Below are 16015 nucleotides of genomic sequence, written 5' to 3'. Positions count from 1 at the left end.
TCGATCGTCGGACAGCGACGTCGCGGCAAAACCGTTCGCCCGCAGCGCTGTCGGCTGTTTGCAGGACAGCCAGCGGGGTCTCGGTGAACCGATAATCGGCAGCAACAGCCTCGACGGTGTCCGCGACGAAGGAGAAGGCCGATGCAGCTGACGAAGGGGCAGAACACGCAGCTGCACAGCACAGCGTTGGATATTCGCCTGAGCTGTCCGGCCGGTGCCGTGCCCACGGTGTACGCCGCACTGCTCGGCGGCGACCATCGCGTCGCCACCGGTGCCGACTTCGTGCGCGGCGATACCGTCCCACCCGTCGCCGGTCCGGTGTCGTGCACCGAAACCGGTCTGCACATCGATCTGGTCGGGGTGACCGCAACGATCCAGCGCATCGTGGTACTCGCCGACCTGGGCGGGATCCGGTTGCCGAGTCTGGAACTGACCGTGACCGGTCCGGGCGGCGTCACCGTCGCGGGCTTCTCGATGCCCCCGGCTGATGAGGAGACGGCGATCATCGCATGCGAGGTGTACCGGCGCGACACACAGTGGAAGGTGCGGGCGGTCGGCCAAGGCTATCGGGACGGACTCGCCGCTGCCGCAATCGATTTCGGCTTCGATGCGACCCCGGCCCGGACGCAGGCGCCTGAACGCACTGCGCCGCGGATACCCGAACGGGTTTCGGTACGGCCACAGATCGGCGAACACGTTGTGACGCAACGTGCTCGGCGCAACCGCGGCCTACGTGCGCCGGAACGCTCGACACCGGACACGATCCAGTCCGCGCCTCCCCCAACACCCCTCGCACCGACACCGGCCACGACACCGCCGGACCAGACCGCACCATGGACGAACTCTCCTGCGCCACCGACACACTCACCAACACCGCGCACGAATGAGCAGCCACCGCGCATTCCCGTTCTCGCCCGCCGCACCGAGCTGGCCGGGCTCGTCGCTCAGGTCGGCGCCGAGGCCATCACGTCGATCACGGCACTGCTGCAACGCATCACCGCGAGCGCGACGAGCAACATGCCGTCCACCCGAGACGGCGTGCGCCGAATCGGGCAGGAGAACACCGCCGATCGCGCCGTCCTCTGGCGCGCACACGAAACCGTACGTGGCGAAATCGTGCGCAAGTACCACACGAATGCCTTCAGCAATCGCCTGCCCGCCGATTGGCGCGAGCGACAGCCGGAGCCTCGCGGCGGCTACAACAACACCGCGGACATCACCGCGACCGTCTGGCTGGCCGACGCCGCCGTCGTCGCGGAAGCCGTGCGAACAGCGGGCTTTCGACCGACCTCGACCGGACGTGCGAAGCAGCGCAGCGAACTGACCGACGCGGCAGCCTCCGTGCTCGGCGAGTACGACGGCGCGCTCCGCAATGTCGAGCAGGCGACGCAAGACAAGACCGCCAAACTGTTCGCCGACACCTTCCAGGAGTTCCGCCGCCGCATGACCGTGACGATCACCCAGGTCGTCGGCGAATACATGGCCGCCGAGCTCCATTCGGTCACCCCGTGCCCACCGGAGGGCGCACCCGTCTGGCAGGCCGTCCCGTCCGCGGCGGCCATCGCGCCCTCGCCGCCCACTCGAATGATCTTCCCGCTCGGGGTGCTGTGGCTCGCGCAGGCGAGCGTCGACACCGAGCTGACCGTGCCCTCGCCACCCGGCGGCAAGCATCAGCATCGTTTCACCATTCCGCTGGCCGACGCGACACCACCGATTCCGGTGCTGCTCGATCTGGACGAGACCGGCGGCATCGTCACGGACTCGACGGCGGTGGTGGAGAACCTGACCCTGGACATGCTGGCCACCTTGCCCGCCGGACGGCTGAAGATCGACGTCGTCGACCCGGCGAAGGTCGGCGCCTCGATGAACTTCCTCTACGGCGTCGGCGAGGCGGGCGAGAAGATCTACGGCCAGAAGGTGTGGGGCTCGCACAACGTCGGCGAGCTGCTCACCGAACTGGAGAATCACGTCGCCTTCGTGACCCAGAAGTACCTGCAGGGCACCCACGAGACACTCACCGCCTACAACCGCGCCGCAGGCGAGGTCGCCGAGCCGTACCGGCTGCTGCTGTTGTTCGATCACCCGAACGCCTTCACCCGCGACGGCAAGATGTTCGACGACGAGTCGCTGCGCAGGCTCGAACGGCTGGCCACGGTCGGCCGCCGGGCAGGCGTATTGATCGCCGCGACAACGGATTCGGCGACAACCGCGCTCGAACCGCTGGCCACCGCGTTCACCGGCATGGAGGATCCCGCGTTGCTGGCCCGGATCGGGCTGCCCCGCACCATCCCGAGCAGCAGGCATGTGCCCGGCGGGCAATTCCAATGGCAGCTGGTCCCCTACCCCCTGCCGTCGGACGAGATACGCGCCGAGGTGCTGGCACACATCGAACGCAGCCTCGCGACTTCCGGCAGCACGCAGGTCGAGCCGAAACGCATCCATGAGCTCGCGGTCCAGGCCATGGAGCGCGCGGTGGCGCGGGGCACGCAGTCGCCGGAGGTGATCGCCGACCCGCACGACACCGACACCTGGTGGCGTTCGTCGGTCGACGAACGGATCGTCGCGCGATTCGGCCGGATGGGCGCCTCCGACGTCGCCGAGCTGCGCTTGGATTCCGGCGGCCTGTCGAGCGCGCTGATCGGCGGGCGCACCGGCTCGGGCAAGTCGGTGCTGCTGCACTCGATCATTCTCGGTATCGCACTGCAGTATTCACCCGTCGAGGTCGAGTTCTACCTGATCGACTTCAAGGAGGGCGTCGAGTTCAAGCCGTACGCGACGCCGGGCCTGCCGCACGCCAAAGTCGTTGCCATCGAGACGAATCGGGACTTCGGCATCAGCGTGCTGGAGAGCCTGGACAGCGAGATCGCGCGCCGCGCTTCGCTGTTCAAGAACGCCGGGCAGGGCCAGATGGAGATCGGCCGGTACCGGCAGGCCACCGGCGAACGGCTGGCCCGGATCGTGCTCGTCATCGACGAGTTCCACATGCTGCTCGAGCAGGACGATGCCACCTCCACCCGCGGTGCGGCACTGCTCGACCGAATCATCCGGCAGGGGCGCGCCTTCGGCGTGCACACTATCCTGGCGTCGCAGTCGGTGTCCGGCGGCGGGCAGAAGATCAGAACGGCCCTGAACCAGATACCCAACCGGCTGGTGCTGGCCAGTTCCACGCAGGACTCCGAACAGCTGCTCGCGGAGGGCAATGCGGACGCTCAGCTGCTGTCCAAGCCCGGCGAGGGCATCATCAACGACCACGCGGGCCAGGCCGAGGCCAACAACCGATTCCAATGCGCGTACTGGCCCGCTGAACTGCGCTCGCGGCTGATCGAGCAGCTGCGCGAGAAGGCGGACGCCGGCGGATTCACCGGGCGCCCCGCCGTTTTCGAAGGCGATATCGCGGTGGCGCCGCAGGATTACCCCCTGGACATCTTCCGGCAGTCCGACCGCGCCGCAACGCTGGTGCTGCCGATCGGCGCACCCATGTCGCTCGACCCGCCGCTCGCGGTCCGGCTCGGCCGTCAGCCGGGTAACAACCTGCTGCTGGTCGACCCCGGCGGGCTGACCGCGATCGGGCTGCAGATCGTCGCGCTCCGCGCGGCGGATGTCCGGGTGGAGTACGTCGATTTCGCGGCCATCGAGCAGCAGGCCGAGCCGATGTTCGCGCGGTTGCGGGCCGCAGGCGCCGAAGCGTACCACCGGCGCAAGCTCGGCGACGTGCTCGACTCGATGCTGACCGACCTGGCCGAGCGCACCGAACTCGACGACTACCACGCCCCCGCCCGCGTGCTGTTCCTGATCGGCGCACACCGGGCCCGCGAACTGAGCACCGACACGTACGACGAGGACACCGAAAGCGGCAGGCTGGCCCGGGTGCTGCGGCACGGACCGGAGGTCGGCATCCACGTCATCGTCTGGGCCGACCGCTATGCGTCGCTGCAACGCCGATTCGACCACGACGGCTTGCGCCAGTTCGGCTTCAAGATGCTCGGGCCCGCGAGCGAGGACGACTCGCGAACCCTCATCGACTCCGAAGTGGCCGCCACGCTGACCCCCAATCAGTTCGCGGTGGACGACTACGACAACGCACGCACCGATACCGTCCGCCGGTTCGCCGACCCCGACCCCGGCTGGCTGGACACCGTGCTGCGCGGTGAGCGCGGTACCGATGGCTGATACCGCACGCAACGACCCGCGGGTGGTCCGGCAGCTCGCCCAGGACCTGGACCGGTATCTGCGCGAGGCCGAATCCGGTGAGCGGACCGGCGGATTCGCGCAGCGCAAGGTGGAGCTGGAGATCACGCAGGAGGTCGGTCAGCGGCGGCGAACGCTGCGGCAGGCCGAGCAGGCGTACGCGGCGTGCTGCCGGATCGAGGACGCGGATTGCTCCGGACCCAAGCGCGAGCTCGATCGGGCCGTGCGCGCGTTGGACGCCGCCCGTCGCGCGCAACGGATGTACACGCAGGCGACCGTCGAATACACCGCGGCCTGCGCCAGATTCGCTCAGGTGCGGGTCTCGTTGACGCTGGAGTCGAAACAACTGCTGCACGACATCGCGCACGACCTCGACCGGTACAACCGCGCCTCGTCGGCCGCCGGAGCGGTGTACACCGGAAGCGCGCCGAGCAGACCGAGCGGAACCGGTGGCACGAGCGGAACCGGTGGCGCAGCAGGCGTTCAGACCGATAACCCACCGCTCGTCACCCCGGTGGGCTTCCCCGCCGGGTTCGCTTTGGTCCCACTGTCCTCGATCGACACCTCGGGCAGCACCGTCACCGGACCCGAGTCCTTCAAGTCCGATGCGTCGCCCACCGATCTCGAATGGGGTCTGGAGGCGTTCAACAGCGTGATCGTCAACGCGCTGCGACTCGGCAAGGGCATCGACTACTTCCGCGAACGCGACGCCATCGAAAAACGCTACGGCGCACGCAGTTACGCCGACACCTACACCTGGTTCTTCGGCGAGCAGGAAGCGTTGCAGGTCGGTCGGCGCGCCGACGGGACCTTCGAGGTGCACAACGGGTACCACCGGATCTGGGTCGCTCGGCGAATGGGACTGACCGACATCCCCGCTCGGGTGGTGCAGGCATGAGCAGACTGTGCCCGGCGATCGACATCTTCGACGCCAACCGCCGCGCCCGCGTGCAGGCCGAACAGAACGCGGGTCAGGTGTGGCAGGACACGGTGCTGCGCCGACTGACCGACCGCAAACTACAACCCCTCGCCGACGAGGAACGCCGGTTCCTGCAGGCCCTGGTCGCCTATGACGTCGCCATCGACTGCGTGCTGCACGAACTGACCAACTACTGACGATCGTTCGACAAGGAGACACGATGAGTTCCATTCAGGCGAACCCGGATTCGCTCAAGAAACTCAAGGGCGATATCGACCGGTCGCAACGGGAGATCAATCAGGCCATCGCCAGGGTCCGCTCCTCACTCAAGTCCGCCGAATGGCGCGACAGCGTGAAGGATCAGTTCGAGCGCGATCTCGAGCAGGTCCTTCGCTCGGTCGCGGCCTTCGACAAGAACGCCGATCAGCTGAAGCGGTACCTGGACAAGAAGGTTCAGATTCTGCAGAGCTACCAGGGGCGTTGAGCGATGGGCATCTTCACCAAACGGTCCCGGCCGCAGCCGAGTTCGCTGACCGAACGGGTCACGCTGACCGATCCGCACGATGAAGGCAGTCCCAAGCAGGGGGCCTTCATCGGTCTCGACCAAGCCGGGCTCAGTCTGTTGATCTACGGCCCCGGTGACATTCGCAGTTGCTTCGCCGCGCTCAGTGCGGCGGCGCCGGCCTTCCGGACCGCCGAGCTCGTCTCGGATTCGCCGTATCTCGGCTGCTTTCCCGGCAAGAGCGAGATCATGTGGATGGCGCTGGACGGGCCCGCCGGTTCCGCGATCGCCGTGCACTGTTTTCCGCAGTCCGACAGCGAGTTCACCACGACGCAGATCGCAGTCCGGGTGAGCGGGCCCAAGAGCGCGCTGAAACCGCCGTGGCAGTTCGGCATCGGGACGGTCGGTGCGCAGGTGCCCGTCGACTTCGCGGATGTGTTCGGTGTGGCGCGAGCGGTACCGCTCGGCATTCTGCCCGGTTTGGAGCGGTTGCCGGTGCCGGACTCGGAGCGGGCGCTGGATGCAGCGAAGGCCGAAGAACACCGTGAACCGCTGCTGGACAACGCTTTCCGGGTAGACGCCGCAGGAGTCGCTACCTCGCCTGCCGCTCCGCCGAGTAGACCCGTACCCGTCGCGCCGGTTCCAGCGGCGCCGGTCCGGCCGGTTTCGGCTCCGCCGGTCTCGCGTCCCCCTGCCCCGCCGTCGGCGCCGCCGGTCGCGCCAGTGACACGGCCGACGCAGATACGGTCACTGCCGCGGGGCGGCAATGTGTCCCTGTCCGCACAGGCGCCCGCCCTCGCCAAGGTCTCGGTCGGCTTGGGCTGGGACGTGCGAACGACCAGCGGCGCGGAATTCGACCTGGACGCCAGCGCGATCGCCACCGACGCGCGCGGAAAGGTCGTGGACGACGCGTATTTCGTGTTCTTCAACAACCTGCGCTCCCCCGACGGATCGATCGTGCACACCGGCGACAACCGCACCGGGGTGGGCGACGGCGATGACGAGGTGATCAACGTCGACCTGGCCGCCATCCCGGCCAACATCGCGAAAGTCGTTTTCGTGGTGTCGATCTACGACGCGGACGTCCGCGGCCAGTCCTTCGGCCAGGTCACCGCCGCCTTCATCCGGGTGGTCAACAGCATGACCGGCGCCGAACTGGCCCGCTACGACCTCACCGAGAACGCGGCCACCGAAACCGCCATGATCTTCGGCGAGCTGTACCGGCGCGGCGCCGAGTGGAAGTTCCGCGCCATCGGCCAGGGCTACGAGTCCGGCCTCGACGGCATCGCCCGCGACTTCGGAGTGTATGTCTGACATGACCACACCACATTCCCGGCTCGCCGCCGCACTCCTCGCCGACTCCACGGCCCTGATCGCCCGCGACGAACGCCGCAACCAACTCGACACCGAGGCCGAAGCCCGTCAGCGCCGCAACCTGCCACAGCTGGCCGACCGCCGAGCAACGCGCGCGCAGTGGGCCAATCCAGTGGCAGGCTGCGCGACAGGCGCGACGATCGGCATCATCGCGATGGTCAACATCGGCCCCCTCGGCTTCCTCCTGTTCCTCATCGGCGTCGCCGGGGGCGCGTGGGTCGGTCGCTTCGACAGCAACGCGGGCGGCGGGGGCAGTGACCGGCTGGTCGGCTTCGTCATCGGCGCGGGCATGTTCGGCGCCGTCTGCGGCGCCCTGATCGGCGCGATTCTCACCACGGTCGCAGGCTGGAGCAGCGACGGGCCGATCATCCTGCTCGCAGCGCTGATCAACGGCATCGGCGGCGCCATCGTGGGTGCCTTCGTCCTCGGCGTCGCCGGTCTCCTGTATTGCCTACTCGGTTGGGTGGCAAGGGTTCTGCTGGAGTGGACGGCGTAGCCTAGGCCTTTCGACGCTGTTCCTGTTCGGTAGCGTCGGCGCGGCGACGACGTTCCGCGGCCTCGTTCTCGCGCAGCTGCTCGTACTGTTCGCGGGCCTGTCCTGCCGTCGCATCGGCCAGCAGCACAGCAGCGAGTTGGCGGTGATAAGCCCGTGCGACAACGGGTTCGGTCACAGGTGCGCCTCGCGGCGGAGCTCGGCGAACCACGGGATCTCGCTGGCGGGGGCCAGGTCGGGGGCGTCCAGGCGTTGGCGGACGTTGTCGAGGTAGGCGTCGATCACCGGCTGGTCGGCGGCGGAGACGAGCAAGCCGTGGCCGATGACTTGGTTGCGAGCGGTTTCGCCCAGGTCGATCAGGCGGGAACGCGCGAGATCCAGGGCCTGTTCGACGATGTCGCGCCAGTTCGCCTCGATCATCCGGTACGCGCTGCGGGTGGGGCCGGCCAGGCAGCCCAGCAGTTGCTTGTCGTACAGCTCGACGACGGCGTCGAATGCCCGTGGGTTGGTGCTGATCACGCACAGGTCCTCGGGGGTGGACACCGACCAGCCGCGGTAGGTGAGCGGGGCGGCCGGATCGAGTTGTGCGGTGAAGTAGGTGGCCAGTTCGTCCGGACCCCAGTGTCCGCCATACGTTTTCAGGTCGGTGTAGGGCGCGCCGGTGCGGACCTCGTCGGTGAGCCAGTTCACCAGTGCCTGGCGGCCACGCCCACTCAGTGCGCGTGCGGCCGACTCGGGGTGCCGCGCCATGGCCGCACCGAGTGTGGCGGGCTCATAGAAATCGCCGACGCCGGGCAGCGCGAACGAGACCGACGCGCGCCGTGGCCCCTGCGTCGGCTGCGGTGCCGCGGGGCCGCCGACGATCGACCGATGTACCGCGGGCGCCTCCCCGGCAAGCCAGGCCTGCACCTGAGCCATCCCCCACCGGAGGTCGGGATCGCGCGTCAACAGCCCGGCCAGCAACAACTTCCAGCGTTCGCGATCAGCGGGCCGGAAGGCGATCGCGTCGATCGCGGTGAGCGAGATGTCGCGAGTGTTGATCTCGGCCTCGATGGTGCGCTCGTTGAGAAAGCGCCCTTCCTCGTCCTGGAAGATACTGCGCCCCACCAGCACTCGGTACATGATCATGCCGACGCTCCACCAATCGTCGGCGGGCTTCATCCGCTGGAGCGCGCCGGGCGCGCTGTAGGCGATGGTCCCCTGCCCGGTATTGGTCAGCTTCGACCGACCGCCGAGGTCGACGGTCAGGCCGAAGTCGGCGATGACCAGATCCAACGGGCCATCGTTGCGGACGAGAATGTTGCGCGGATTCATATCGGCGTGCACGAGATTGGCCGAGCCGCCGGATCGTTGCAGGCCGTGCAGCGACGCCGCGATCTGCTCGAGAATCTCCACCGCGTGCTTGTTGGTGCCGACGCCGCCGCAGGCGGTGAGGAAGTCCTGCAGCGACCCGAACCGGCAGTACTCCATCACCTCGTAGTGCACGCCGTGGTCGACACCCCGTTCTTCCACCTGCACGGTGTGTTCGCGGGGCAGCTGTTCGAGGAAGTCCTGCGATCCGGCTTCGCCACGGTATCGCGGCGGATGGTGAAACAGCTTGATCGCGTACTCGTTTCCGCTCGCGTCCGCGCACCGCCACACCGACGCCTCACCACCGCTGCCGAGCGGCCCGGTGATCCGGAATCGCGAGGCCAGCCCCGGCGGCAGATTCACCGGATAGAACTCGGGCGACTCGGCCCGATCTGCGGCCTGGGTGGGCGGCTCAGGCTGGTCCAGCCGCGTTCCTGGAGCACCCGGACTCGGGGGTTGGTCCAGCCGCGTCGCAGGCGCGGCGGGCGGCTGCGACGGCGGCGCCCACTCGCGCGGATCCAGCCGCGTCTCGGCCGGCCGGTCGTCCGGCGCTGCTCCGTCGAGCCGAGTTGTCTCAGCCATGGGCACCTCTCAGTATGGTCTCGATCCGGACGATGCTGATGTTGTCGCCGCCGCCCCCGGCCAGCGCCAGATCCCTTAGGCGCGAGAGCATCTCGGGCCCGCCCGCGACGACCGTCTTCTCGATGTGGCCCGCGCCCGCGTAGTCGTTGAGTCCGTCGGTACACAGCAGGAGGTCCTCGGCAGGCGATAGGCCGCACTCGAAGAAGTCCGGCTCCAGCACGGTGCGCAGACCACCGCCGAGCGCCTGCTGCAGGCGGTTGGAATCGGGGGCACGATGGTCCACGCTCAACTGGGCCAGGTAGCGGCCCTCCAGTCGGTAGGCGCGGGAGTCGCCGATGTTGAACACCAGCGCGGACCCGTCCGGGTACACGGTGACACCGACCGCGGTGCAGCCCATGCCGCGTAGATCCGGCCGCCGTTCGGCGACGTCGTTGATCATGTCGGAGGTCTCCTGCAGCAACGCACGCATGCGGTCGACGGGTTTCGCGTCCGATGCCAGTTCATGTGGTGCGCTGAGCATTTCGCTGGCCAGGCGGCTGGCATCCGCGCCGCCGGCGTGCCCGCCCATGCCGTCGCAGACCACGATGGTGACCGGCTCGACAACGGTCCGTTCGATCGAGATCTCGGCAGGCGCACTCCCCCGCAGCGACCATCCGCCGCAACCGATGCTGTCCTCGTTGTGCGCGCGGCTGCACCCCCGATGCGTCACGGCCGATATTCGGATGCGCACCATCAGGATCTCCAGTCGATAGTGATCGGCACGTCGACGGCCAGCCGCAGGGTGGTGCCCGGCTCGATCCGATGCTCACGGTGCGGTTCGAGCCTGACGCCGTCGACGAATGTGCCGTTGCTGGAATCGGTGTCGGTGACGAAGAGTTGCTCGCCGTCGTATCGCAGCATCGCGTGATATCGAGACACATTGGTGTGCGCGGCGAAGGCCGCAGCGGCAGGATAGCTTTCGTCGCGACCGAGACCGAGGCCACTACCCGGCGAAAGACTCAGCCGGGCACCACCCGCCACCGTCAGTTCGATCGACTGCGGGACCGGCGGCGCGGGCGGCGCGGTGTCCCACAGATCATCGCCGCTGAGCGGGCATTGCTCGAATTCGTTGCGGTCACCGGTCCAGCCGCACTGGCAGGTCACGATGTCGGCAGCCGGATCCGCGCCGGGTTCTGCCGGACCGAGCGGCGTACTCACGTCAACCACGATGTTCGCTGCGGCCGGACCCCGCGGTCCGCCAACGCCACGCCGAGCCGAGTCATGTCGCCCGGCAACGGGATACCGACCAGGCGGATCGAGTCGCCATCGACATGCACGCCCATCCGGTGCCGCTGATCGGCATACGCGTCTTCCAATTCCGCTGCGGCGTAGCGTTCTCGCCCGAGTTCGGTGCCGACGAGCACCCGCTGATTCGCCGAACCACGCAGCGCGTCGTCACCCGCCTGCGCGGCGACGAACGGTTCGGTGACCAGCACGTCGACCGAGGAACGCAGCCAAGGGAATTGGTCGTCGAGCAGCGCGGTCGGCCGTCCCGAATACAGCAGGATGTCGGCAGGGCGCTTTCGCTGCGCACGCCACGCGTCGATCCCGTCCAGCAGCGCCCGCAATGCGACGGGCTGGTCGGTCGGCTCACCGCCGGAAATCGTGACCCCGTCGACCTGATCGACCGGCAGCGCGCCGAGCCAGTCGAGCACCACATCGACGCCGCACCTGGTCGATTCGTCGAAGACCCAGGTGTCGCGCGCGAGGCACCCTCGGCAGAAGACCCGGCAACCTTGGAACCAGATACCTGCCCGAATCCCGTAGCCGATGTTGTCGACCGGAAAATGTAAGCGCGACAACAGCATTGTGGCGCTGTCCGGCTGCTGACTCGAGTGCACGTCGTTCTCTCCTGAGTCGTACCACGCGGCAGCGGTACGCCACGCGATCCCCATTTACCGAGTCTCGTTGTGCCGCAGCGTGCTGTCTGTCCGCCGAACACTCGACATCGGACGTCAGCCGAGCAGCGCGGTCCAACCCTCGTCCGACTCCACCAGCGCCGTGACCACCACGTCGGTCACCTTCGGCGCCAGATCGAACAGGGCGCGGGCCAACGGATTGACCAGTAGCGATTCGACGGTGGCCGCGACACCACGCCCGCCGAAGTCCAGCCGGGTCAGCGCAACGTCGAGCAGCGTCCGATGCACCTTCTCGTCGACGGTCACCGACACGCCGGTATGCGCGCGCACCCGGTCGGTGACATTGCCGACGAACATCGGCACCAGCCTGGCCGCCGTCTCCGCCGAGATGAAGTCGAACACGACGACGTTGTCGCCGATCCGATTGAGAATCTCGGGCCGCCCGATCTCCTTGATGAAATGATCGGCCACCGCGGCCCGGATGGTCGACTCGACAACGGGATACGGCGATCCACGCGCGACCACCGGCACCCGCCTGCCCTGCTCGTCCGTGCGATACACCCCCAGGTTCGAGGTGAACACAAGCAGGGTCTCGGAGAAGAACACCGTCGACCCGTTCCCGTCGGTCAGCCGGCCGTCCTCGAGGATCTGCAGGAACTTGTCCAGGATGCGCGGGTGCGCCTTCTCGATCTCGTCGAACAGGATCAGCTGAAACGGTTGCTGCCGTACCGCATTGGTCAGCTCGCCGCCGCTGTTGTGCCCGATGTAGCCCGGCGGCGCGCCGATCAGCCGGGCCTCGGCCTGCTCGGCGGAGAACTCGCTCATGTCGAATCGAAGGAACGCTTCGGCCCGGCCGAAGACGAGTTCGGCGATCGACTTGGCGAGCTCGGTCTTGCCCACACCGGTCGGACCGGCGAAGAACAGCACACCTTGCGGGCGTGCGCCGCTGCTCGCGGTATGCGCGCCGGTCAACCCCATCGATGACCGGATCAGGATGTCGACCGACTTGCGAATCGCGGCAGGCTGCCCGAGCACCTTCACACCGAGCAGTTCGGTGCCGCGCCGAATGCGTTCCTTCAGCGCCATGTCCTGCCACGGATTGTCGGGCACCCCGACCCGGAACATCCGGATCGCGTCCTCGATGTCGGCCGCGGCGATCCGGCGATCGATGGCCAACCGGTTGATCTCACGGATCGACCGCAGGGTGAGTCCGCTGGTTTGCCGCGCGTATCGATCGATCAGGGCGTCCCGCGCGGGCGTTCCCCGCTCGGGGACCTCGGGCAGCGACGACACCAGCGTCGATACCGCGTCCCGTCGTTGGCCGAGGCCGGGCGCCGGAATCGACACCACCCGTGCCGCTTCCGCACCGATCAGCCAGTGCGGCAGATCGTTCTCCTGGTCCACCAACCAGAACACCGTGTTGTACAGCTGGGTGCGATGCGGCCCCGCGACCGGATGCCTGCGCGCGGTGTTCATCAACTTCTCGGCGATGATCAGCACCCGATGCATCTCGGCGATGCTGAAATCGGAGTCCGGCACCAGCCGGGACGCGCCGTCGATGATCAGGCAGCACGGCCGGTCGGCGCCGACCACCTCGCGCAGCAACACCGAAAGCACACCGAGCGCACCCTCGGCCGATTGCGCGCCGCGCACGATCTTGGCGGCGCTGCTGTGCGCGTCATCCATCAGGACCCGCGGCCCGTCGACCGGATCGAATGCGATCAACGCGGTATGCCCGGCCGTAGCAAGCACCGCGTGCAAGGCCTCGACCACGTCGGCCAGTTGCGCCGGTGCGGGTTTGGGTCGCGGCAGCAGGATGTAGTCGCGCAGGTTGCCGCTGATCAGGATCTGCGGATTCGCCGCGAGCGCGATGTCGACCTCGCGCAGCCAGGCGGGCAGCGGCGCGAGGGGTTGCGCCGTGGTCATTCCCGGCTCCGCTCAGCAGGCTTCCGCCGCCGCTTGTTCGGCGTCGTCGGCTGCGGTGCGGGCAAGGCCACGTGCTCCTTGGCCGCCGTTCCCGGCGGCGACTGGCGCACCCGTTCGGGTAGCACGCCGCGCTGCCGCAGGGATTCCGGCAGGGTGCGCAGATCGGCACACACTGCCGCCTCGGCGGCGGCATCGTCGCTGCCCGCACCCGTGTCGACGGTTCGGACATCGATCTCGCCGTCGACCACCCGTGCCCGCAGCCCGTAGCGCGTCGATCCAGGGGCACGGGCCACGATCGAATCGGCCGTGTCCTGGCCGACCGGCACGACGGCGTAACCCAGTTCGGTAAGCGCCGCCTCGACCGCGTCGAGCACGAAGCTCCGGTCACGGGCGGCGCCTTCCAGGGTGATCCGCTCCTCGATCAGCTGCCGCACCCGGTGCAGTAGCGATGCGGCGCTGCGTCCGGCGCACACCTCACTTTCGGCCCGATCCAGCAGCACAACGGCGCCCCCTGGATCCACCAGACCGTCTGTGTCGGCACGCAATTCGATGATCTCGGCCTTCTCGGCGCGGAGCAGTCGGGTGGCGGCGTTGGCGGCCGCGACTCGGGAGCTGAGGTCATCGAGCAGCAGGCGGGCGCGCGCGGCATCGTCGACGGAAATGGTGGCCGCCGCGCGGTCGATCTCGGCGGAGTGTTCGAGTAGTGAGCCCAGTAGGCGGGCACGACGTTCGGCGATGTCCAGCGGCGGCAACTCTGCGACCGGCGCGGAGGATTCGGTGACAGTATCAACGGTTTCGGTGCGGGCCCGGGCTGCCGCCCGCAGTGCCGCAGCCGCGAGCACCTCACGCAGCGCCTGCCCGAGCTGCTCGGAACGCTGCGTGGTCTCGGCTTGCTCGAGCTCGGTCATCGCGGTAGCGCAGCGTGCTTCGAGGCGATCGCAGGCCGCGCTGATGGCGGCCGAGTCACCGGCGGGCCGGGCCGGCACGTCGATCCCGGTCAGCCCCGCTGACGCACAACGATCCGCCAAGGCCGTGGCCCGTCCGGCGAGCCGCCGCCATCGTCGCTGCGCGTCCTCCACCCGGCGACGCTCAGCGGCGATCGCGTACTGGATACCCGAGTTGCTCAACAGAATCCGCCTGTTCACCGCGCGATCGATGATGCCGTCCGGTAGCCAACGATACGACGACGACCTCGGCGGACGGTGTCGGTCGAACACCCGACACCGGGCCGATCGGTGGCGTGCGATGCGCTCGACAGATCGGCTGCGCGCGGGTCGTTGCCGACTGTCATTCATTCGAATGCATTGTGCGCGAATATCTCTCGTTTTCCGCCACAGCCCGCACAATGGCGAACAGCACCTCGGTGACGAATTCGCGCGCCGCGTGCGTGACCATGTGGAGGATCGATGCCGCCCTACGACCGACCGAGCTGGGTCGTCCCCCTCTGGTGGGTAACGGATCCCGACCAGCACGCCATCTCCGGCTGTCGGCTCATCGAGCGCTGGTGCGCCGAGATGACCCCGCCCAAGCCGCTCAAGAAGGCGCTCGAACCCGAGCTCGCCGGGTGGTCGGGCCGGCTGGGCGCGACGCCGTGGGTGCAACGCCAGTACGGTCCGCGCCCCGCCGAATTGGCGCGCGGCAGCGGATTCCGCCGCATCCCGCTCGACGAACCGGTCGACTGGTACCAAGTGAGCCTGCTCTACGCCGACTACGCCGACCCACTGGCCCGGTTCAGCGCCCAGTTCGCCGCGGCGGTCGCCCCGCTGTGCCCGGAGGGGCTGCCGAACGACGGCTGGGTGCGCCCGCTGAAGAATCGCGTGCCGCCCAGCGTGCGCGCGGTGATGGCAGGCCCGGTGGTTGGGCCGGTGGGCGGCGTCATCGACTCGGCCGAGGCGGCCGACCAGTTCCGTGCGGACCCCGCGGCGCAGTACGAGCACTACATCAATCTGGCGCGCCGCAGCTACCTTTCGGTGCTGCTGGATCGACTCGACAAACTCAGGGACGCCGACAGCCCGGACGAGTTGGTGATGCAAGTGCTGACGGACACGATCGCCCGGCACGCCGCCGACTACGGCGACCCGGAACAACCGCTGCGCAAACCCACCGACGACGAGCGCAAGCGTGTCCACGAAATGCTCGTGGCGAAGATCGAGGAGCAGCCGGAGATCCAGCACAATCCCTACTTCACCGAGGCCTACGAACGTGCGACACGCACGTTGCTCCGCTGGGTCGTCGAAGGCCGGGAAACCATCGACGCGGGCATAATCCGCAACGCGCTCAAGTGGTCTCGACTGGATGCGCAACGCAAAGAAGGCAGGATGGCCGCACACGCGGAGGTGCTCACCGACCTCCGGGCGGCGGCACCGGATATCGACCACGGCATCGACGTCCGAACACAGCTCGCTCGAGCGCATGCGGCGCTGCTCGCCTACGTCGAAGACGGCGTTTCCGTGAGCACCGAGAGCTGGGAGAAATCCCTCGCATCGCGCCTGCTCACGGACGGCAATTCACTTGCCCTCGTTGCCTTTCCGACACTGGCAGACCTGGTTACGACGGCTTGGCACGAGGCGGTTCCGGCGGGCGGGCGTGCCCCCGTCGGCGCGGCCGAGCGCGATGCCACGGCCGCAGCCTGCTACGTGCACGCACTTTTGTGCACGGCAGTCCTGCTCGTCTCACCCACCGGCGGCGCGGCCACCAAACGGCTGGCCCGAATTCGCCGCGACATCGAGAGAAACCTCGACGCGCATCGGCGCGACAATGCTGAGCGACAGTGAGGAGCTGCG

The 16015-nt window shown here is 68.2% G+C and carries 14 protein-coding genes; 7 read left to right on the top strand and 7 right to left on the bottom strand.

Annotated elements, in window-relative coordinates:
* The first annotated feature begins 141 nt into the window (after window positions 1-141).
* The 6 genes from ACQPW1_RS24710 (at window position 142) to ACQPW1_RS24685 (ending at window position 7479) form a co-directional block, all read left to right on the top strand.
* Entirely contained in the window at window positions 142-4170 is a 4029-nt protein-coding gene (locus ACQPW1_RS24710) for an FtsK/SpoIIIE domain-containing protein (RefSeq protein WP_433653837.1), read from the top strand.
* The gene (locus ACQPW1_RS24705) at window positions 4163-5086 is read left to right on the top strand and encodes a hypothetical protein (RefSeq protein WP_433653835.1); all 924 of its coding nucleotides are present in this window, start codon (window positions 4163-4165) and stop codon (window positions 5084-5086) included. Before ACQPW1_RS24710 ends, ACQPW1_RS24705 begins: the two co-directional genes overlap by 8 nt.
* Window positions 5083-5304, top strand: a complete 222-nt coding sequence (locus tag ACQPW1_RS24700) for a hypothetical protein (RefSeq protein ID WP_433653833.1) — start codon at window positions 5083-5085, stop codon at window positions 5302-5304. Before ACQPW1_RS24705 ends, ACQPW1_RS24700 begins: the two co-directional genes overlap by 4 nt.
* Window positions 5305-5327: 23 nt before the next feature.
* Window positions 5328-5591: a hypothetical protein gene (locus ACQPW1_RS24695; RefSeq protein ID WP_433653831.1), complete on the top strand. Its 264-nt coding sequence runs from the start codon at window positions 5328-5330 to the stop codon at window positions 5589-5591.
* A gap of 759 nt (window positions 5592-6350) precedes the next feature.
* Window positions 6351-6923, top strand: a complete 573-nt coding sequence (locus ACQPW1_RS24690; RefSeq protein WP_433665326.1) for a TerD family protein — start codon at window positions 6351-6353, stop codon at window positions 6921-6923.
* Window position 6924: 1 nt separating this feature from the next.
* On the top strand, window positions 6925-7479 hold the full coding sequence (locus tag ACQPW1_RS24685; RefSeq protein WP_433653830.1) for a hypothetical protein: 555 nt from the start codon (window positions 6925-6927) through the stop codon (window positions 7477-7479).
* Window position 7480: 1 nt separating this feature from the next.
* Here the strand turns inward: ACQPW1_RS24685 and ACQPW1_RS24680 are convergent, their stop codons facing one another.
* Genes ACQPW1_RS24680 through ACQPW1_RS24650 form a run of 7 tightly spaced genes read right to left on the bottom strand, consistent with a single transcriptional unit; the run spans window position 7481 to window position 14377 of the window.
* Window positions 7481-7654 (bottom strand): hypothetical protein, encoded by a 174-nt coding sequence (locus ACQPW1_RS24680; protein WP_433653829.1) that lies wholly within the window; start codon window positions 7652-7654, stop codon window positions 7481-7483.
* Window positions 7651-9408 carry a protein kinase domain-containing protein gene (locus ACQPW1_RS24675; protein WP_433665110.1) on the bottom strand — a complete coding sequence of 586 codons (1758 nt, stop codon included), beginning with the start codon at window positions 9406-9408 and terminating at the stop codon, window positions 7651-7653. Before ACQPW1_RS24675 ends, ACQPW1_RS24680 begins: the two co-directional genes overlap by 4 nt.
* On the bottom strand, window positions 9401-10141 hold the full coding sequence (locus tag ACQPW1_RS24670; RefSeq protein WP_433665109.1) for a PP2C family protein-serine/threonine phosphatase: 741 nt from the start codon (window positions 10139-10141) through the stop codon (window positions 9401-9403). The genes ACQPW1_RS24675 and ACQPW1_RS24670 overlap by 8 nt, the downstream gene beginning before the upstream one ends.
* Window positions 10141-10605 (bottom strand): FHA domain-containing protein, encoded by a 465-nt coding sequence (locus ACQPW1_RS24665; protein WP_433665108.1) that lies wholly within the window; start codon window positions 10603-10605, stop codon window positions 10141-10143. The genes ACQPW1_RS24670 and ACQPW1_RS24665 overlap by 1 nt, the downstream gene beginning before the upstream one ends.
* Complete coding sequence (locus ACQPW1_RS24660) at window positions 10602-11342, bottom strand: 4Fe-4S cluster-binding domain-containing protein (RefSeq protein ID WP_433665107.1); 741 nt, start codon at window positions 11340-11342, stop codon at window positions 10602-10604. The genes ACQPW1_RS24665 and ACQPW1_RS24660 overlap by 4 nt, the downstream gene beginning before the upstream one ends.
* A 60-nt stretch (window positions 11343-11402) precedes the next feature.
* On the bottom strand, window positions 11403-13232 hold the full coding sequence (locus tag ACQPW1_RS24655) for an AAA family ATPase (RefSeq protein WP_433665106.1): 1830 nt from the start codon (window positions 13230-13232) through the stop codon (window positions 11403-11405).
* Window positions 13229-14377, bottom strand: coding sequence for a hypothetical protein (locus ACQPW1_RS24650; RefSeq protein WP_433665105.1), 1149 nt, complete (start codon window positions 14375-14377; stop codon window positions 13229-13231). Before ACQPW1_RS24650 ends, ACQPW1_RS24655 begins: the two co-directional genes overlap by 4 nt.
* 261 nt (window positions 14378-14638) lie before the next feature.
* Here ACQPW1_RS24650 and ACQPW1_RS24645 point away from each other — a divergent pair, with 261 nt between their 5' ends.
* Window positions 14639-16006, top strand: a complete 1368-nt coding sequence (locus ACQPW1_RS24645) for a hypothetical protein (protein ID WP_433665104.1) — start codon at window positions 14639-14641, stop codon at window positions 16004-16006.
* The last annotated feature ends 9 nt before the right edge of the window (window positions 16007-16015 follow it).

The organism is Nocardia sp. CA-128927 (assembly GCF_050955855.1).
In the GTDB taxonomy this organism is placed as follows: Bacteria; Actinomycetota; Actinomycetes; order Mycobacteriales; family Mycobacteriaceae; genus Nocardia.
Note: the sequence above shows the minus strand (reverse complement) of the source record. Positions and strands in the feature narration are given on the sequence as shown.